Raw genomic sequence first — 18,622 nt, forward strand, 5'->3', positions numbered from 1 at the left:
CATGACTATCCTGCTCACCGCCGCCAATGGCCGAACGGGCCGCGCGGTACTGAAGGCGCTCGCAAACCGCGGCGCCGACGTGAAAGCGTTCCTGCGCGACGAGGCCCAATGGCCCGCGCTCAGCGGCCTCGGAGCAACGTCCTTCGCCGTCGGCGACATGGAGGACGCATCCACGATCGACGCCGCGATGGCCTCGGTGGACACGATCATCCACATCGGCCCGCCCATGCATCCCAACGAGGTGGAAATCACGACCCGCTTCATCGACGCCGCCCTGTCCCACGGCGTATCGCGGTTCGTCTATTACTCCGTCATGCACCCGCTGCGGCGCGCGGTCCGCCACCACCGGCTCAAACTCGACGCCGAGGAAACGCTCATCGAATCCGGCCTGCCCTACACCATCGTGCAGCCTATGCGTTACATGCAGCACCTGGGGCTGATCTGGAACAAGGTGTTGGAAACAGGCGTGCACAACATGCCCTTCAATATCGACGTCAAGTTCAACGTCGCCGACCTCCGCGACCTCGCCGAAGCCACGGCCATCGTGGCCACGGAGCGGGGACATCTCTACATCACCTACGAACTGGCCGGCCCGGAGGCACTGAGCCAGCGCGACATGGCCGCCGTGATCAGCCGAGTGCTAGGCAGGGAGATCCGCGCCGAAGCCCTGAGCCTGGAACAGATGGAGAAGAACGCCCGCGCCGCCGGCGCCAGCGACGACCGAATCACGCAAATGCTCACCATGAACCGGCACTACGACCAGTTCGGCTTCCGCGGCAACCCCAACGTGCTGCGCTGGATCCTGGGTCGCGACCCCAATACCTTCGAAAACTACGTAAAACGACTCAGCAGTCTGTGATTGACTACTGTCAATAGACACCATACACTCTGCCGGTGATCCAATCGTTTCGGCATCGTGGCCTGAAAGAACTCTACGAAAACGGACGCTCAGCGCGAGTGGCGCAGGAACACGTTGCGAAACTCCTGCGTATTCTTACGGCGCTGGACCGGAGCAGCAGCCCCACCGGGATGGATATTCCCGGCTTTCGGCTGCATCCGCTCAAGGGCCGCATGCAGGGGCACTATGCCGTTTCCGTCTCATCCAATTGGCGGGTGACTTTTCGGTTTGAGGACGGACACGCAGTCGATGTGGACTATCTGGATTACCACTAGGAGGTTTGACATGGCAATGAAGAATCCGGTGCATCCTGGCGCCATCGTGCGAGAAGACTGTTTGAAGCCATTGACCCTGTCCGTTTCGGAAGGTGCGAGACGGCTCGGTGTCGGGCGTCAGACACTTTCCCATCTGGTGAATGAAAAGGCGTCCGTATCCATCGAAATGGCTTACCGGCTGTCAAAAGCATTCGGCTCTACACCCGAAACATGGCTAGGCATGCAATTGGCCTTTGATCTTTCCCGGTCGCGCCACCTTCAACAGGAAATCAACGTCGAGCGCATCGTTGCCGCATAGATTGGGAGGCAACATGCTGCGGGCCGTCAGGCAAACATCAGGCGCACGTCCTACTTGAGAAACTGGATGCTCAGCAGATAGTTCGGATCCTGGTCGTCCGCGGCGCGAATGGTCGCCACGATCACCATGATGAACCAGAAGATCGCGTAGGCGATGATGAGCGGGAGACCGATCAGGATGATCACGAGAAGTCCCATCCCGATAAAGTAGATCGTCGAACTGATCTGGAAGTTGAGCGCCGCCTTGCCGTGGCGATCTATCAACTCGGACTCCGGCTTTTTGATGAGCCAGAACAAAAATGGTCCGAGCACGTTACCAAGCGGAAAGACCATCCCGGCAAGCGCCGAAATGTGAAGCAGGATGGACCAGGTTCTTTCATCGGACGTGGACGCGGGCGGGTCAACGGCAGGGGTCTCGTTCATGATCGCGGGATACGTGGCAGGTATACGATAGGCCTATTCTAACCATGCAACTTGATCCTCTACCAACAACTACCAATAGATTCGGCAATCGCCAGACAATGAGATCGACTCTGAAGTTTGCTGCGTTTGCAACGGTGTTTGTGCCGGTTGCTGCCGTACTGGCGGCCGGTACCGGGGTGTTTGATCTGGAGATTGGGGATCCGGAGCGCAGGGGGCGGCATGCCCCCGTGGTGCTTGACGGGATTACCGACACCGGGACCGGTGATCTCCTGACCCCGCGGGAACTGGTGGAGCGGCTGGCCGATACGCGCATACTTTTTATTGGTGAGGACCACACCGACATGGACTTTCACCGCGTGCAGGCGAAAGTCCTGGAAGAACTGCACCGCGCCGGGCGCGAGGTGATGATCGGGCTGGAAATGTACCCCTACACGCGCCAGGCAATCCTGGACGAATGGAGCGCCAGCTCACTGACAGAAGACGAGTTTGTCGAATCGTCCGACTGGTACGAGAACTGGGGTTATCGATGGGACTACTACCGGCGCATCTTTCTGTTCGCCAGGGACAAAGGCATCCCGATGTTCGGCGTGAACATTCCCCGCGACCACGTCAGAACGGTGCGCACGGAGGGCTTCGAGGGCCTGAGCGCCGAGCAGGCCGCGCATATGCCGGAGACCGTGAACACGGACAGCGACGAGCACCGGCAGTTGTTCCGCGCCTATTTCGCGGAAGACGACGCGCTGCACGCGGCCATCAGCGACGAGCAGTGGGAAGGCATGTTCCGGGCGCAGTGCACCTGGGACGCGGCGATGGGCTGGAATGCGCAAATGGCGCTGGAACGCCACGGCGGCGAGGACGCCATCATGGTGGTGCTGATCGGTGCGGGCCACGTCACCTACGGCCTGGGCGCCGAACGGCAAATTGCACACGCCTTCGACGGCCGGATCAGTTCGCTGGTGCCGGTGCCGATACGCGACAACGACAACGAACCGGTCCACGAGGTAAGGGCTTCCTACGCCGACTTCATCTGGGGCGTGCCGCCCGAAACCGCACCTGCCTATCCGAGCCTGGGCGTCTCGCTGATGGGCGCCGTGGGCTCGTCCCCAACCAGCGTCATCCAGGTCAGCGACGACTCGGTGGCGCAGCGTGCCGGGATCCTCGTAGGCGACGTGCTGCTGCAACTCGACCAGAGCGAACTGGACTCTAGCGTCGCGCTCAGCAAGCAGATCGCCGGCTACGACTGGGGCGACAGCGCCGTATTGCAGTTCGAGCGCGACGGCGAGGTCCATACGCTGGATCTGCACTTTCGCCGCCAGGGTGAGTAAAAGTGCTTCCACCCAGGCAATCAAATGGCGTGTTAGACTGCAAATTCAGTTGGTTAGCGCCTGAAAGCCGCTTCTTTTCAGGAAAATGGAATCATGAGCGTACGTGCAGAGGACGTCGCGGCATACATCCTGAGCAGCCAGGGATCAATGCCGGCCATGAAGCTTCAAAAGCTCGTCTATTACTCACTGGCCTGGTCACTGGTTTGGGACGACAAACCGCTCTTTGAGGAAACGATAGAGGCGTGGGCGAATGGCCCGGTGATTCGAGAACTCTATGACGCGCATCGCGGACAATTCTCCGTTTCCAGCATTCCCGACGGAGCCCCCGATCTGTTGGATACAGATCAGCGCGAGACAGTCGATACCGTTCTTCAGTTTTACGGGGACAAGTCATCGCAATGGCTAAGTGATTTAACCCACACGGAAGCGCCGTGGCGGGATGCACGCGAGGAGAACGGGCTTGACAGCGGCGAGCGTGGGCGGGCGCCTATCACGCATGCATCACTGCACGAGTACTACTCCGCCCTGTAGATGCGCTTACCCGTACGGCGCAAAAGAAAGCGGCCGAAGCTTGCCCATAGGCCCCAGCCGACAAAGCGCCCCAAGGCGCTGGCGCCGACGATTCATGGTCAGCTGCTCTCGTGGAGATTAAGCGAATGTGACCGGGGAGGCGCCTGGTGTTGGGTTCTGCTGCTGTTCCTGGTGGCGGGGACGGCGCATGCCGCCGAAAATGCAACGCGCTACGAACTCGACGTGGGCATCGAGCCGGAGACCCATCAGCTTGAAGTAGACGCAGTCGTCGAACTGCCGCTGGAGTTCGAGGGACGCGAGGTCGAGTTCCTGCTGACCTCGGCCCTCTAAATCCACGACTCCGACCCCGAAATCTCCCGCCTGCCCTATGAGCAGGGCGGCTTTACCGGCATCAACGGCTCCAGCGTGGTGCTGGGGAAACTCGATGCGATCGCGCGTTACCGGGTCACGCTGCCCCAGGGTTCGAGCACGCTGAAGCTCAGCTACGGCGGCACGGTGAACTTCCCGCTGTCGTCCCCGCAGGAGGAATACGCCCGCGGCATCATCGAAACCGCTGGCACGGTCAACAGCGACGGCGTTTATCTGGCCGGCGGCACGCTCTGGTACCCCTACTTCAGCGATGAGCTGGTCCGTTTCGAACTTACGGCCACCGCGCCCGACGGCTGGCACCTGATCAGCCAGGGCAACGGCTCTTCTCGGGACAAAGCCGGACAGGCGCACTGGGATTCCGGCGGCCTGGTGGACGAAATCTACCTGGTCGGCGGCCCACTCACGCTCTACGAAGCCGCAGCCGGCGCAACCGCCGCGCAGGCGTACCTCAGAAAGCCCGACCAAGCACTGGCCGACCGGTACCTCTCCGCCACCGCCCGCTACATCGAGATGTATCGCTCACTGATCGGCCCCTACCCCTACGGCAAGTTCGCACTGGTCGAGAACTTCTGGGAGACCGGTTACGGCATGCCGTCGTTCACGCTGCTGGGACCGATGGTCATCCGCTTCCCGTTCATCCTGACCTCTTCCTATCCCCACGAGATCCTGCACAACTGGTGGGGCAATTCGGTGTTCGTCGATTACCCCACCGGCAACTGGTGCGAAGGACTGACCGCCTACATGGCCGACCACCTGATGAAGGAGCAGGCAGGCCAGGCCGCGGAGTATCGGCGCGACACGCTGAAGAAATACCGCGATTTCGTGCGTGACGGCCGCGATTTCCCGCTCACCGAATTCCGCTCCCGGCACAGCGCCGCCACCGAAGCCGTCGGCTACGGCAAGACGATGATGGGCTTTCACATGCTGCGCCGGCAGCTCGGCGACGAAGCGTTCACGACGTCGCTGGCGCGCTTCTACCGCGAGCACCGCGGCGCCAAGGCCGGCTTCGGCGACATCCGCGCGCAACTGGAACAGGTTACCGGCCAGGACCTCCAGCGGTTCTTCGAACAGTGGGTGGAACGCCCCGGCGCGGCCGACCTGCGACTTGACGCGGTCGAGGTCCAGCAGACCACCAGCGGCGGTTACGAGGTTACCGGCGTGCTGCGCCAGGTCCAGGACGGCGAGAAATTCGCATTGCAGGCTCCGCTCGCCCTGACCACCACCGACGGACTCGAGACCCAGGTGCTGAACGTGACCGGAGAAGCGACACAGTTCAAGTTCCAGACCGCCTCCCAGCCGCAGCTCCTGGAAGTCGACCCGCAATTCGACCTGTTCCGGCTGCTGGACGCGCGCGAAACCGCCCCGTCGATCGGCCAGGTCCTCGGCGACCGCAAGCTCGTGGCCATCCTGCCGGCAGCCACGAACGAAGCCACCCGCGCCGCGTACCGCGAGCTGGTCGAACGCTGGCGAAGTCCAACGCAGGACATGACGATCGTGTTCGACGCCGACATCGATACCGATGAACTGCCGGCCGACGCCGCCGCCTGGGTCCTGGGCCGAAACAACCGGTTCGCGCAAACCCTTTTCCAGTCGGACCCCGCGCTGGGACTCACGGTCACCGACACCGGCCTCAAGTTCGAGGACCAGGCAATTCCCCCCGCCGGCCATTCGACCGTGACAATCCGCCGGCATCCCGCGAACGTCAACAAGGCGGTCGGCTGGATCGTCGTCGATCCCGTGGCCGCGTTCCCCGGAATCGCCAGCAAGCTGCCCCACTACGGCAAGTATTCCTACCTCGCTTTCGAAGGCGACGAGCCCACCAACATCGCCAGCGGCGAATGGGCCAACAGCGATTCGCCGCTACGCGTGGACCTGCGCAGCGCGGAACAGCGCGCCGCCGGCCCGGCAACCGCCGCGCCCCCTCCGCCCCGCAAACCGCTCGCCGAACTCCCGGCGGTCTTCTCCGAAGAACGGCTGCAACAGCACGTCGACTATCTCGCCTCGCCCGAACTCGAAGGCCGCGGCCTGGGCTCACCGCAACTGGAAGAGGCGGCCGCCTACATCGCCGGCGAATTCGCCGACGCCAGCCTTGCAGCCGCCGGCGACGACGGCAGCTATCTCCAGGGCTTCACGGTCGACAAAGGCGAAGACGGCCAACCGCATCGCGTCCACAACGTCATCGGCTACCTGCCCGGCATCAACCCCGCGTACAAAGACCAGGCCGTATTGATCACCGCCCACTACGACCACCTCGGACGCGGCTGGCCCAATGCCCGGCAGCAGGATGTCGGGCAAATCCATCCCGGCGCCGACGACAACGCCAGCGGCGTGGCGGTCCTGATCGAGCTGGCGCACAACTTCGCCGCCGGAGCGCCCCCCGAGCGCAACCTCGTGTTCGTGGCGTTCAGCGCCGAGGAAGCGGGACTGCTGGGCTCGCGCCACTACGCGGAGCATCCGCGGCCCGCGCCGCTGGAAGGCATCGTGGGCGTCATCAATCTCGACAGCGTGGGCCGACTGGAAGACCAGCCGATATCGGTGCTGGCCACGAGCAGCGCGATGGAGTGGCCGTTCGTGTTCCGCGGCGTCAGCGCGGTAACGGGCATCCCCAGCGAGAACATCGCCGGCGCCCTGGCGTCGTCGGACCAGAAGAGCTTCATCGATCGCGGCGTGCCGGGAGTGCAGATCTTCACCGGCGCCCATCTCGACTATCACCGCCCCAGCGACACGCCGGACAAGGTCAACGCCGCCGGCATGGTCAAGGTCGCGACCTTCGTCAAGGAAGCGACCGGCTACCTGATCGGTCGCGAGGAGCCCATGGTCCTTGCAGGCAGCGCTACAGCCGCGCCCCCCGGCAACCAGCCGGCCGACACCGAAGGACAGCGACGCGTGCAATTCGGCACCGTCCCGGACTTCGCCCACAACGCCGACGGCGTGCGGGTGGAATCGGTAGTGCCCGGCTCCCCAGCCGAACTGGCCGGAATCCAGGCCGGCGACGTACTGCTGGAAATGAACGGCGATCCAGTGACCGGCCTCGGCGCCTTTTCCGATTTCCTCAAGACCCTGGCGCCGGGCGACGCCGTCACCGTGACGGCACTGCGCGACGCACAAACGATCAGCGTCCCGGTTACGCTGGCGCCACGCTGAAGATGCCTGCTGTCGCCGCACGCTTCACCGGATCCGTGAACTCGTCCCAAATGACCGCCCAGAAACGCACGTCGGAGAGCGGCACCGTGTCTGTCACGTCCTTGCCCGTGTCGATTCAGTGCTGCAAGAAGTCCATCGGAACAGCCTATTACCTAGCATGAGAATAGAGTTATTGGACTACAAATGACCCAGTTTAGGCCGTCCGATTAAACATGAGCACTGCACACAATTCTCGAATGCGGATTAACCAAGATCGCCAAGTCCAAATGGAAGTAGCTATGGTCTTGATGTCTCTCGCACCGAGAACTTCGTATCACGAATAAAGTATGCTCTCATTCCTTCCTATCAACTATTGCTCGGAGTAGCTGCATGAGAGCGTTTGATGTACGGGCATATTCCATAGCTGATTTTCGTGAATGGCACTCACAGGGGAAGCTAGAACTTTCTCCAGATTTTCAACGCAGATCAGTTTGGTCAAATGCTGCCAAATCGTTTCTGGTCGATACGGTCATTAAGGGAAAGCCAATCCCAAAGATCATATTGATGCAGACATTTGCAGAGGAAAGAACGATACGAGTTGTCGTAGACGGGCAGCAGCGCCTACGCGCGATCTTTGAGTTTCTTTCCGATGGAATCAAGATTTCGCGCGCGCATAGCAAGAAAAATGCTGGAAAGGTATTCTCTGAATTGCACAAAGACGAACGGGACGAGTTTCTTCAGTACGAGATTGGCTGTGATGTCTTGAATGATGCTCCGATAAGCGAGCTTCTAGATATCTTTGCGCGCATCAATCGTTACACAGTCAAGCTTAACTCTCAAGAACTCCGAAACGCTCAGTACAGCGGGTTTTTCAAAACCGCGGCATTCGAACTTGGCTATGAATTTGTTGAGTTCTGGCGAGCAGCCGGAATATTGAATCAGAATCAGATTAATCGCATGGGTGAAGCGGAGTTGGCCTCTGACCTTCTTGCTGCCTTTCTCAACCAAATTCAATCGACAAAGGCTATCGAGCGCGTGTATCGAGAGTATGAGGACACCGAGGGGAACATACCTCATGCTGTCGAGAGATTCCGAGCTGCCGTGAACAAGGCGGCACTAATTTATCCACAGGATGAAATCCGCGACACATGCTGGTCGAGCAAACACATGTATTACTCCCTGGTTACATGTATTGGTCATATCCAATCACCCATTGCAAATTTGCCTTCGACCAAGTTGCGGTCCGAATTTCTCTCGAACCACGAAAAAATTAAATCCATCCTTAATGGGATTAGTAGTGATTACCAGAGCTACAGCCCCCAACCGAAGCGGACGTTGGCTCCAGATGACTTGAAGCCATTCATTCGAGCTTCCACACTGGCGACTACGGATACAGCTTCTCGAATAGTTCGTGTTGACTACATGCTAAGCGTAATTGAGGAGTTCCCTTGGGCATAAGGGAGGAGCAAAAGCTCTTCGACGAAAGTAACCTCTTCTTGGAAGCAAGAATCAAGGCGTTAGCAAAGGTTGACGCCCAAAGAGCTACAAGAGAGGACATTTTTGTTGCCGAAGCCGTTGCGTTTCGCGTTTACCGAGGATACGAACGATTTGCCCGCGCTCTCTTCCTACACAGTTGCGCAACAACACAAACACGCAATGGTCAGAGGATAATTTCTAAGCTAAAGTGTGCCGATTGGAGTACAACGGAGCGCATTCTCAAGGCAGGCAATCGCTTCTTGAATTGGGGCAAGCCTGAGACGACTAAGAAACTAGCGGAACTTGTCTTCCAAAATGGATTCCCAATCAGTGACGTAATCTCTCCCGTGTATTCGACACTAGTGGATCTCCAAAGAATCCGCAATTTCATTGCTCATGACAGTAGTGAGGCGCGTAGCGGATTCGACAAAGCAGGACAGAAATACTTGCGCACTGGGTCTCCTGTGCCTGATAGCGCAGGACTATTGTTGCTGTCGCGAAAGTATCCGCGGCGCGCGCAAGCAATACGCCAAATATTCAGAAAGGTAGCAGCGCTTTCGAAGATTTATTCGCAACTCTGAGCACAGAGCTTTTTCCGCACTCATCACCTTGGCCGAAGTCCAGCCTGATCTAACCGTGCCAATGAAGGCAGCAGCAAGGCATCCACGCAATGCCCCCGACCACATCGATTTCCAATTCAACGGGGCCGACCTCCGAAATGTCTCTGAAGCCACCGCTATCGTGGCCATCAACCCCTGACAACTTCTGCGCCACCCACGAACTGGCAGGCCTGAAAGCCCTAAGTCAGCGCGACATGGCCGCTCTATCAGCCGCGTGCTTGGCGGAAAAGTCTTCGCCTAAGTCTTAAGCGTGGCGCAAATGGAGAAAAACTGCCGCGGATTCGGGCGCGCGAGCCGAGTATTTTCGGGAACTACGTAGCAAGATTAGTCAGGAGAAGTGCGGGCGAAAAACATGCACATACGGACAATTGGTTTCTTGCGTGAGGATGACCTAACGCAGCAGCAGAACCTTCCATTCCCCGCAATATTCTTTGCAACGAGTCTGCTGTGTTAGTCTCCACCTTCCGTACGCGTGAAGGGGGAGAAATTCATGGCGTTGTTGCGATTGCATGTGACCTGGATTTCTGCAATTCGGGCGCCTATATACGGGCCACTAGATGCTGCTGCCGCGCACGTAGCGTAGCCCTGATACATATACCGCCCGCACCCCACGCTAACTGCGAAGAATGATCGGTATCGATCTGTTTTGTGGCGCAGGTGGGCTTTCGGCCGGCGCGGTGGCAGCGGGGATCAGAATCGCAGTCGCCGTGGAATCCGACCAGCACGCTGTCGCAACCTATCGCACAAATCATCCTGGCGTCAAAGTATTGCAGCAGGACATTCGGTCCCTGCCAGATCTTCCGCCAATAAGTTCGACGCAGCCGACAGTCATATTTGGTGGCCCCCCTTGCCAAGGCTTTTCAACATCCAATCAGCGAACCAGAAACGCTGAGAACCCTCACAATCTGCTGTATATCGATTTTCTTCGCCACGTCCGTTCCGTAAATCCGTCATTCGTGGTGTTTGAGAATGTAAAGGGTTTCATTGAAACGGAAAGGGGCTTCTTTTTTTCTGCCGTAGTGCGCGAACTTGAGAGACTAGGATATCGTGTCGAACATGCGGTACTGAATGCGACAGACTTCAGCGTGCCGCAACGGCGCTCCCGCCTCTTTATCGTGGGTTCGCGCGCTGATGGGCAGTTGTTTCCCAAACCCACGACTGACCGCCCCACAACCGTCGCGGATGCCATCAGCGATCTGCCCGACCTCCCGAACGGAGCCGCCATTCCGCAAACCCGCTACGGCACGAAACCCAAGTCAGATTACTCGCGTCTCCTCCGGGGTGATTGCGAAACTTGCACTAACAACTACGTTACCAAGAACGCCGACTATGTCGTAGAGCGCTATTCCTTTATCCCTCCGGGCGGCAACTGGCGGTGCATTCCGGAGCACCTCATGTCAAACTACTCTGACCGAGCCCGCTGCCACGACGGCATTTATCACCGCCTTTCGTGGGGTCATCCTTCGATTGTGATTGGAAATTATCGCAAGAATATGCTTGTACACCCATCAGCCAATCGCGGCCTTTCTGTTCGAGAAGCCGCACGCCTTCAATCGTTCGCTGATTCCTACTTTTTTACGGGAAGCATAGGCTTCCAGCAACAGCAAGTTGCAAACGCAGTCCCGCCGTTACTAGGTAAGGCCGTTTTCCGGCAACTAGGCAATTGTTCCTAATAAGTCAATAAGCAGAGTGTAGCCACAATGCCAGATTCTCCCTTTGAGGCCCGAATGTGCGAACTTCTACACGGGGAGCATCCGACCCGACACGATGAGCTGATGACTAACTATAGGGACGCTAGAAATTATCTGCTCAGGCACGTCTACGAGGAGATTCGAGCAAGCGAACCAAACCTAACCGATCATGGTCCGCGCCACATCCGAGACGTACAGCGGAATGCACTAAAGCTCCTTCCAGATCGCACGACGGGAACCGACGGCCTTTCTGCACTAGAGATGTATTGCCTCGGCATGTGTATCCTGTTCCACGATACGGGCAACATCACCGGGCGGGAGGGTCACGAACAGAATATTGGAGGCATCTTTGATGCTGCACGCGGCACAGAAGCCTCAACGAGAAGGGAAAAGACGTTAGTAACGCGGGCCTGTAACGCGCACACGGGGTATGCTAGCGACGGGTCGCGCGATACACTTAGAGAACTTTCAAGGGAAGAACCGTTCGAGGGCGAACGGATTCGGTTCCGTGAAATCGCTGCAATCCTGCGCTTTGCGGACGAGCTTGCGGAGGGTCCGCATCGAACATCTGATTATCGGCGGCAAACCGATCATTACGAGTCCTCGTCACGAGTACACCACGAATACGCTTCAATTACACACGCGCTAATAGACCGCCACCACGAGCGCATAGTTCTTGCTTATGAGATACGCGTGGACCAATCGCCAGAAGGCCGCGACCAAGAGGAGTGGTTGATAGAGCTGATGGAATACACCTTGGGGCGGATCAGAAAACTCGATCAAGAGCGCCGTTACGCTACCTACTATGCCCCGCTTCTTGAGCCTTTCAAGGCAACGGATGTATCGTTCAATTTCCACTGTGGAGAACAGGTCATGGATGTGGATCTTCCCGCACTACGTCTTCATGACTTCACAGTGCCCGGCACCGAAGCAAAGCCCTTAGACGTCAAATACCCAGAGTTGTCACCTTCCACCCTTGTTCCTGGCCTGATCCGGGAATGCCAAGAGACTAAAGCGGAAGAATAACAATGACTCGCAACAATCCTTTCCAATTCGAAGCTGCCAACAATCTGAGCGCCGAAATGGTTGCGGACTTTTTTGTTGACGACTTCAACTACTCTCGATTCCTTCAATCTCGAAGAAACGTCTTCTTGGTTGGCGAGCGTGGCAGCGGCAAGACAATGGCGCTTCTCTATAACAGTTCCCGTATTCAAAAGCTCATCGCAACAAGAAAGGATAAGCAATCTTCTTCTGAAGTTATTGGCATCTATGTGCCATGCAATACCCCGCTGACTTACAAGCCGGAGTTTGAGTTACTTGGCAAGTTCTTAGCCGGGATTTTATCCGAGCATCTATTCGTGCTCTCCATCGCGCACGCAATTGTCACGACGCTGTCTGATTATCCAAGTGCACTGGCGGACGTTGACCAAGCTCGCCTCCGATCCGAAGCATCGACAATATTGGCTACAGATCTATCTACAGAGACACCGTTCTTTGATTCAATCCGATTGTTCTTGGAAGGTCAGATTCGTGATACGCAACGAACTGCCCTTTCTAGGGAACTTGGCGAATATCATGAAGACACTTTCTCATTTGCATCCCTTGTGATGCCTCTGTTAGGCCTATTCAGTCGCAACATACCTGCACTCAAGGAATCACACTACAGTCTGCTCATTGATGATGCACATGCCCTCAACAAGTACCAGCGGCGTGCTCTCAACTCGTGGGTGGCGTTCCGAGATCACTCACTCTTCAGCTTCAAGATTGCAACCACACAAGTGGCGCTGAACGCAGGTCGACCTGACCCGGGAGGATCAATCCTAGAGGGTCACGACTACACAAGAATTGACCTAGAACGGCCGTTGCATAATCCGCGCACAGGCTTCTACAAGTTAGCAGAGCAAATCATCACCCGCCGCCTTAGAAAAATTGGTATAGAAGCCTCGCCACAGCAGTTTTTCCCAGTCCACGAGCAAATGCGAAACGACCTTGCACGCGCCGAGGCTAAGGTAGAAGAAATCGCGGTGGAAAAGTACGGAGCAGAGAAAAAGAAAGCGATTACAGACTACGTCTATAAATACGCTAGGGCCCACTATTTCCGAGAGAGGGATCCAAAGGCAAACCGCCCAGCGTATTCTGGCTTTGAAACGCTCGTGTACATTTCTACCGGTGTGGTACGCAATCTGTTGGAACCGTGTTACTGGATGTATGAACAAGCCCGATCTACAGCGAATTCCGAAGAGTCAGATGTACTTGTTACGGTAATTGATCCTTCCATTCAAAGGCAGGTTATTCTGGAAAAAAGTGAGCAAGCTTGGCGCAGGCTTAAGGAGCAATTGCCTAGCGACATAGAGGACTGCTCAAACGAGCAAGGCACACAAGCGTATCAGTTGTTTGATGCTCTGGCAGTCCATTTGCGTCAGCGGCTATTGGGGCCAGGCTCCGAGCCAAATGCAACCTCATTTACGATATCGAAACGGGACAGCGATGCAATGCAGCGCTTAGCGCCACTCCTTAGAATTCTCCAGGCCGCCCAGATGCTTTATGTACGGTCCGGCCCCTCCAAGGACGAAGGACGCAGGGAAGAATACTATGTTCCAAACCGCATATTGTGGCCAATTCGGGGGTTGGACCCGCACGGCCAGCACGCACGAGTGTCGCTGCCTTCGGATGAGCTGTGGGCGGCTGCTCAGAGCGGCAAGTTGCCTGTTCCGAGATGGCTTAGCGGTAAAGAGGCCGGAGCAGGCACTCGACAAGCGGATCTATTAGCGGATGAGTAATTCAGACCACATGCTAGTCGCATTTGCGAGCTGGGAAGACCGATTTGCTAGAGGTCTGATCGATGACTTGGATGCGTTCCCCTGCAGCGAAGCGCTTGTCTTTTATTTCAACAATTATGCGCCACGAACCGAGGACGCGCGCTCTACCGTCAGAGCCCTGTGCAGCAAGAGAGGTGTCGGGTATCGTGAAGTCGAATTGAGTCCAGATTCGCCCTCCAAGAACCTAGAAGCGATGAACTCGATCATAGGCGGGCTAGACTCGGATACACCGATCATCGTTGATATTTCGACAATGCCTAGGGAGGTTATCTGGCACATCTTCTGGCTTTGTGAAGGTAAGTCCACTCCACTAAAGTATCGATACCATAGCCCGAAGAGTTACTCGCAAGAATGGCTTAGCCGAAACTTCGGACGCCCACGGTTAGTCCAAAAACTGTCCGGGATAGCTCTATCCGGACGGCAAACGGCCCTAGTCTTGGCAGTGGGCTACGATGTCCAACGTGTACGGCAGCTAGTCCGCTTCTTTGAACCAGCCACGCTTTTGATTGGATTGCAGGAAGATTCACAATTCGATGACAACGCAAACATCATGGAGCAATACGAGAGGGAATTTAAAGTCACAAGAGGCCGTTCGGTTTTTCGAATGGACGCGTTTGCCGAAGATCACGGTCTTGATCGTATTTTGGAGCAACTGCGGGGGTTAGAGGAAGAGCACAATATCATCCTGGGCTCGCTAGGGCCGAAACTATCTGCAGTCTCCCTCTATCGCATACAGAGGAAAAAGCCGGAAATGGGTCTGGCCTATGCGCCGGCACGTGAGTTCAATGACCAGTATTCCAATGGAATTGGTGCTTGTTTCGAAGGTATTATTGCGTCGGGATAACTTTAGCGCAGTTTATTCTCCACAGCCCCATTTGAGCCGCAATATCTCTCTGATCTAACCCTTTTGCGTGAGTATGCTCCCCTTCGGTTTCTGCCGAAACCGGACAACCGCGCGACTTGCTGCCGGAACGCCTTTAGTAGCCGATTCGAGGACCTTCACAATCTCCGGCGGCAATCGGCAACTCTTCTTCGACCAAGATGCCGTTTGCAGACTACCGAACGTCGCTTTCTATCCTTGTCTCGATCTGAACGCGATCCTTGAGCAGCAAGACGCACTATTATTGGCCGGGCAAGAGTTGCGAACGCTAGACAGGATCTAGTGCGAAGAAGGCTCTTTGCTTAAATCAATGCCCGTTCCAGACTTGTTTCCAAGCGAAATCAGTCCAGGAACCAATGCCATTGCAAGGTGGGATACCTTGTGGTCGAATACCGCGTCGTGCTTGGGAATTTTGACGGACACGGATTCTAATTCGGAGTTCCAGCCACATGGAGAGATCATTTGGTCGTCAGATTCCGATGACACAGACCTTGAGGATGTCAATCAGACTCTTAAGAGCAAAGACGCAGGCAGTGCTACTAGCTTCAGGCGCCTAGTGAGGGCGCAAAGGAAATACTATGAGCCGTTCCGGTACATTCCAAGTTCGACTGTTCTATAGCTATAGCCACAAGGACGATGCACATCAAGTAGAGATGGAGAAGGCTCTGGCTCGGCTCAAACAGGAAGGGGTTCTTAGCGATTGGAGCGACAAGAAAATTCCCCCTGGGCAGCGCATTTCGGCGGCAACCAAAAAGGCAATTCAAGAATCCAACATCGTAGCCTTCCTCGTAAGTCAAGACTTCATCGCATCAGAGGCCTGCCGGGAAGAATGGGAACTAGCGGGGGAACTTCCTTCCGTGGAACGCGTGCCGATTATTCTGTCACATTGCGCATGGAGAGATATGGGAGAAATGGCCGAACTAAAGGCTCTTCCGAACGACGGCAATCCTATCTGTTCCTATCGCAATCCGGACGAAGCGTGGCAAGAAATCTATGTGGGTTTGAGAGCACTGATCGAGGAGATAAGGACGACATTCACAATAAAGGAGCAATTTAGGGAAAAAATGGAAAACACAGATTTCCTGTCACAAAATCAAATCAGCCTGCAGGATTTTTTTGTGTTCCCCGTTCTGGGGTCGTACTCTGACGCCATTCAGGAAGACCCGATAGAAGCAATAATACCTAGTGAAGACGCGCTTTTAGAGCATGACTATTTGCTGCTACATGGAGAAAGATTGAGTGGCAAGACCGCGCTGTGTCGTTACTTATTTCTCCGGTTTATTGACCAGAAAGTCCCGGCTCTTTATCTGGACCTCGAAAGTGTGAGAGCAAAGACAGCACGAGAGCAGGTATTTGAAGAGGCCTACCAAGGCCAATCCAATGGCGACTATTCCATGTGGAAGAAGCAAAGGGACAAAGTGATTATTCTTGACAATCTCTCAAGTGATACAAGAAGTCATGTTGACGTCGCTATGGAACATTTTGATTGTGTAATTGTTGCTGTGCAGACAGATATATTCGATGCGTTTTACAGAGATGACGAACATCTCGCGAAGTTCCAAGTGGTCAAGATTCTCCCGCTTACACATGTTGCGCAGGAGAAGCTGATAAGAAGGAGGATTGAATTAACTGGTCAACCTGATTCGGCGACGCACGGCTATATCGATAGTGTTGAGAATCGAGTCAATGAAATCATCATCAACAACAAAATTCTCCCAAGGTATCCATTCTACGTATTGTCAATCCTGCAAACTTATGAAGGGTTCATGCCTAGTGATCTCGCAATTAGTTCGTACGGGCATTGCTACTACATACTGATTATCGCCCATCTAGTAAAGTCGGGTATTGCAAGAACTGATGACGAAATCAATCCCTGTTTTAATTTTGCGGAGCAATTGGCATTCAAGCTATTTACTGAAAGTCCGTCATTGCACGCGATAGACAAAGAGACATTCGAGAATTTCAAGACTGACTACGGCAAAACCTTTTTGCCGATTAAGACTTCAATGTTGCAGCGAATCTTGCATCCAGACTATGGAATCGTCACCGACAGGAACGATTACAGATTCCGGAATCCCTACATGTATTACTTCTTCTTGGGTAAGTTCCTAGCACGGAACGCAAAAGAGTTTGCAGAAGTTATCGGCGAAATGATTGAGAAGAGCTATCTTCCATCTAATCGCTTGGCCTTAATTTTCGGGGCTTACCCACCTAACTACACAAAATGACCTAAATAACAAAGTGACCGATAGAACAGGCCAAAACACGGAGATAGGAAAACCTCCAAAAACACCTGCCCTATCGGTCAATTGAAATTATACTGAAAGCGCCCCTGATGGGATTCGAACCCATAACCTCCGTGTAAGTCATTCAGGCGCTCTATCCTTTGAGCTACAGGGGCATTTTCATTCTACCTCTGTCCTAAGATCCACCTAACTACACAAATTCCCAAACAATCCCCTAATGCCCTAATTTCTTCAACCTATCCGATATTTCCCTCAGCAACTTTATTGCCGTCTTAAAAAGTTCCTCGAGTCCAGGATCCTTGATTCCCTTAAGTTCGGCCGAAACTGCCTCAAGTTCCCTATTTTCTTCATTCATTTGTTCCTGTTCCTCGGCATATATTCTTTCCGCTTCCATTATTTTTCCTGATTCCTTTTCCAATCTTTCTAATTCGTCCGCGAGCAACTTTGAAGGTGCTGTCGGCAAAGATTCCTTACTCATATTTAGTCTCCTATCCTCAAATACCCATCGTACAGTTCAAGCACGTATTTCCGATAATCCCTCAATTGCCCCAGCAGTTGTTGAATCAGTTCGATACATTCATCCGAGTCCAGGTCGAATAATGCCGCGTCCAACATATCCTTATGGACTTTGGTAATACTTTCCAGCGCATTGACTCGGACCTCGATTGCTTCCTTGATTATGATTTCGGGATCATTCTCGCCGCCAGTAACGGCGGTGTTTTCGTTGGTCTGTAATTTATTCATAACTATCTCCTTTTCTACACGCGCCTAAGGCGCATCGTATCCTGCCTCCTCCGCCTGATCTCGGGCTTTCTCCATCAACCTCGGATAGGCCCGTTTAGCATTCTCCAAATTCCGAGTGTTTCGGTCGTATTGCGAGTTATCCAGCCCCGCCGATTCTCTGAAATCCCTTTCCTCATTGACCGCCTTTTCCCATTCCTCAAAATTACTCACCATAAGGGTGCCCACCCACCAAGTATTGGCTCTTACGTCGGCTGCCCAATGACCTGCTCCTCCGTCGTTTACTAATAGAGCAAACGCGAGGTGGGATCTTTCGTAGGATTCCCGTGATTGGACTACTTGCGAGGCATACCAACTAGCTTCCTCCTTGCGTTTGCGTATAGCTTTCTCCCTGAGCCTAGCTTCCTCCCTGAGTCCAGCTTCCTCCTCGTGTCGTCTAACGAATTTCACTTTCCAATCCGCTAAGTTTGTCTCGATCCACGTCGGATCATTGGCCACTAGATCGAGACACGCCATATATTTCTTCGTTGACCGACCGAGATCCTCGCAATCCTCCATATACTCACTTAATTCCTGTCCTGTCGTGGTCGCCGAAATAATGATTCCGAGCAGCGCCAGATATCGCAGTAATTTCATAATCCATTCCTCTTTCGTTTCGCAAAACCCGTACAAGGTGTCGGGCCATTGCGACATCAAAGAGAAATGACGTTCCTGCCTATTCGCCAGGACTTTGAGGAGCTACCTCAGTCGGGCTATGGGCTGTTGTATTCAGCAGGTAACCCGACTTAACGGATTCTCTCTGATGCCGCACTTCGGGTTATATCGCTTTAGGGCGTTTTCGTCAAGAAAGATTGGTTCGATTCGACCGACCGTCCACTCCTGACACCAAATCCTTGTATTTGATTCGA

Annotated in this window: 16 protein-coding genes and 1 tRNA gene; 12 read left to right on the plus strand and 5 right to left on the minus strand. The window is 55.0% G+C overall.

Translation table 11 applies throughout. The annotated features are described in order from the left end of the window. Window position 1 precedes the first annotated feature (1 nt). Genes F4Y72_02490 through F4Y72_02500 form a run of 3 tightly spaced genes read left to right on the plus strand, consistent with a single transcriptional unit; the run spans window position 2 to window position 1,471 of the window. Complete coding sequence (locus F4Y72_02490) at window positions 2-859, plus strand: NAD(P)H-binding protein (GenBank protein MXZ27155.1); 858 nt, start codon at window positions 2-4, stop codon at window positions 857-859. Between the two features lie 35 nt (window positions 860-894). Next, window positions 895-1,173 carry a peptidase gene (locus tag F4Y72_02495; GenBank protein ID MXZ27156.1) on the plus strand — a complete coding sequence of 93 codons (279 nt, stop codon included), beginning with the start codon at window positions 895-897 and terminating at the stop codon, window positions 1,171-1,173. A 10-nt stretch (window positions 1,174-1,183) separates the two neighbouring features. Then, complete coding sequence (locus tag F4Y72_02500; protein MXZ27157.1) at window positions 1,184-1,471, plus strand: HigA family addiction module antidote protein; 288 nt, start codon at window positions 1,184-1,186, stop codon at window positions 1,469-1,471. 50 nt (window positions 1,472-1,521) lie between these two features. On the opposite strand, the gene F4Y72_02505 is transcribed toward F4Y72_02500, so the two are convergent. Then, a complete protein-coding gene (locus F4Y72_02505) occupies window positions 1,522-1,893 on the minus strand; it encodes a DUF4870 domain-containing protein (protein MXZ27158.1) in 372 nt (123 codons plus the stop codon). A gap of 44 nt (window positions 1,894-1,937) precedes the next feature. Between F4Y72_02505 and F4Y72_02510 the strand changes: the two genes are divergently transcribed. The 9 genes from F4Y72_02510 to F4Y72_02550 all read left to right on the plus strand — a co-directional run bounded on the left by F4Y72_02510 (window position 1,938) and on the right by F4Y72_02550 (window position 16,955). Beyond that, the gene (locus tag F4Y72_02510; protein MXZ27159.1) at window positions 1,938-3,218 is read left to right on the plus strand and encodes a PDZ domain-containing protein; all 1,281 of its coding nucleotides are present in this window, start codon (window positions 1,938-1,940) and stop codon (window positions 3,216-3,218) included. A gap of 93 nt (window positions 3,219-3,311) precedes the next feature. Beyond that, window positions 3,312-3,749 (plus strand): DUF4065 domain-containing protein, encoded by a 438-nt coding sequence (locus tag F4Y72_02515; GenBank protein MXZ27160.1) that lies wholly within the window; start codon window positions 3,312-3,314, stop codon window positions 3,747-3,749. Window positions 3,750-4,154: 405 nt separating this feature from the next. Beyond that, the gene (locus F4Y72_02520) at window positions 4,155-7,262 is read left to right on the plus strand and encodes a M20/M25/M40 family metallo-hydrolase (GenBank protein ID MXZ27161.1); all 3,108 of its coding nucleotides are present in this window, start codon (window positions 4,155-4,157) and stop codon (window positions 7,260-7,262) included. A 369-nt stretch (window positions 7,263-7,631) separates the two neighbouring features. Continuing rightward, window positions 7,632-8,699: a DUF262 domain-containing protein gene (locus F4Y72_02525; GenBank protein ID MXZ27162.1), complete on the plus strand. Its 1,068-nt coding sequence runs from the start codon at window positions 7,632-7,634 to the stop codon at window positions 8,697-8,699. A 1,264-nt stretch (window positions 8,700-9,963) separates the two neighbouring features. After that, window positions 9,964-11,010, plus strand: a complete 1,047-nt coding sequence (locus F4Y72_02530) for a DNA cytosine methyltransferase (protein MXZ27163.1) — start codon at window positions 9,964-9,966, stop codon at window positions 11,008-11,010. A gap of 102 nt (window positions 11,011-11,112) precedes the next feature. Beyond that, window positions 11,113-12,054: a hypothetical protein gene (locus F4Y72_02535; GenBank protein MXZ27164.1), complete on the plus strand. Its 942-nt coding sequence runs from the start codon at window positions 11,113-11,115 to the stop codon at window positions 12,052-12,054. A gap of 2 nt (window positions 12,055-12,056) precedes the next feature. Then, window positions 12,057-13,808, plus strand: a complete 1,752-nt coding sequence (locus tag F4Y72_02540) for a hypothetical protein (protein ID MXZ27165.1) — start codon at window positions 12,057-12,059, stop codon at window positions 13,806-13,808. After that, window positions 13,801-14,691, plus strand: a complete 891-nt coding sequence (locus F4Y72_02545; protein ID MXZ27166.1) for a hypothetical protein — start codon at window positions 13,801-13,803, stop codon at window positions 14,689-14,691. Before F4Y72_02540 ends, F4Y72_02545 begins: the two co-directional genes overlap by 8 nt. Window positions 14,692-15,305: 614 nt before the next feature. Then, complete coding sequence (locus F4Y72_02550) at window positions 15,306-16,955, plus strand: toll/interleukin-1 receptor domain-containing protein (GenBank protein MXZ27167.1); 1,650 nt, start codon at window positions 15,306-15,308, stop codon at window positions 16,953-16,955. A gap of 99 nt (window positions 16,956-17,054) precedes the next feature. On the opposite strand, the gene F4Y72_02555 is transcribed toward F4Y72_02550, so the two are convergent. The 4 genes from F4Y72_02555 to F4Y72_02570 all read right to left on the minus strand — a co-directional run bounded on the left by F4Y72_02555 (window position 17,055) and on the right by F4Y72_02570 (window position 18,350). Beyond that, window positions 17,055-17,128: transfer RNA gene (locus tag F4Y72_02555), tRNA-OTHER, on the minus strand. 59 nt (window positions 17,129-17,187) lie between these two features. Then, window positions 17,188-17,451 (minus strand): hypothetical protein, encoded by a 264-nt coding sequence (locus F4Y72_02560; GenBank protein MXZ27168.1) that lies wholly within the window; start codon window positions 17,449-17,451, stop codon window positions 17,188-17,190. A gap of 2 nt (window positions 17,452-17,453) precedes the next feature. After that, a complete protein-coding gene (locus tag F4Y72_02565; protein ID MXZ27169.1) occupies window positions 17,454-17,717 on the minus strand; it encodes a hypothetical protein in 264 nt (87 codons plus the stop codon). A gap of 24 nt (window positions 17,718-17,741) precedes the next feature. Further along, on the minus strand, window positions 17,742-18,350 hold the full coding sequence (locus tag F4Y72_02570; GenBank protein ID MXZ27170.1) for a hypothetical protein: 609 nt from the start codon (window positions 18,348-18,350) through the stop codon (window positions 17,742-17,744). Window positions 18,351-18,622 lie beyond the last annotated feature (272 nt).

The organism is Gammaproteobacteria bacterium (genome assembly GCA_009838035.1).
Lineage (GTDB): Bacteria > Pseudomonadota > Gammaproteobacteria > Steroidobacterales > Foliamicaceae > Foliamicus.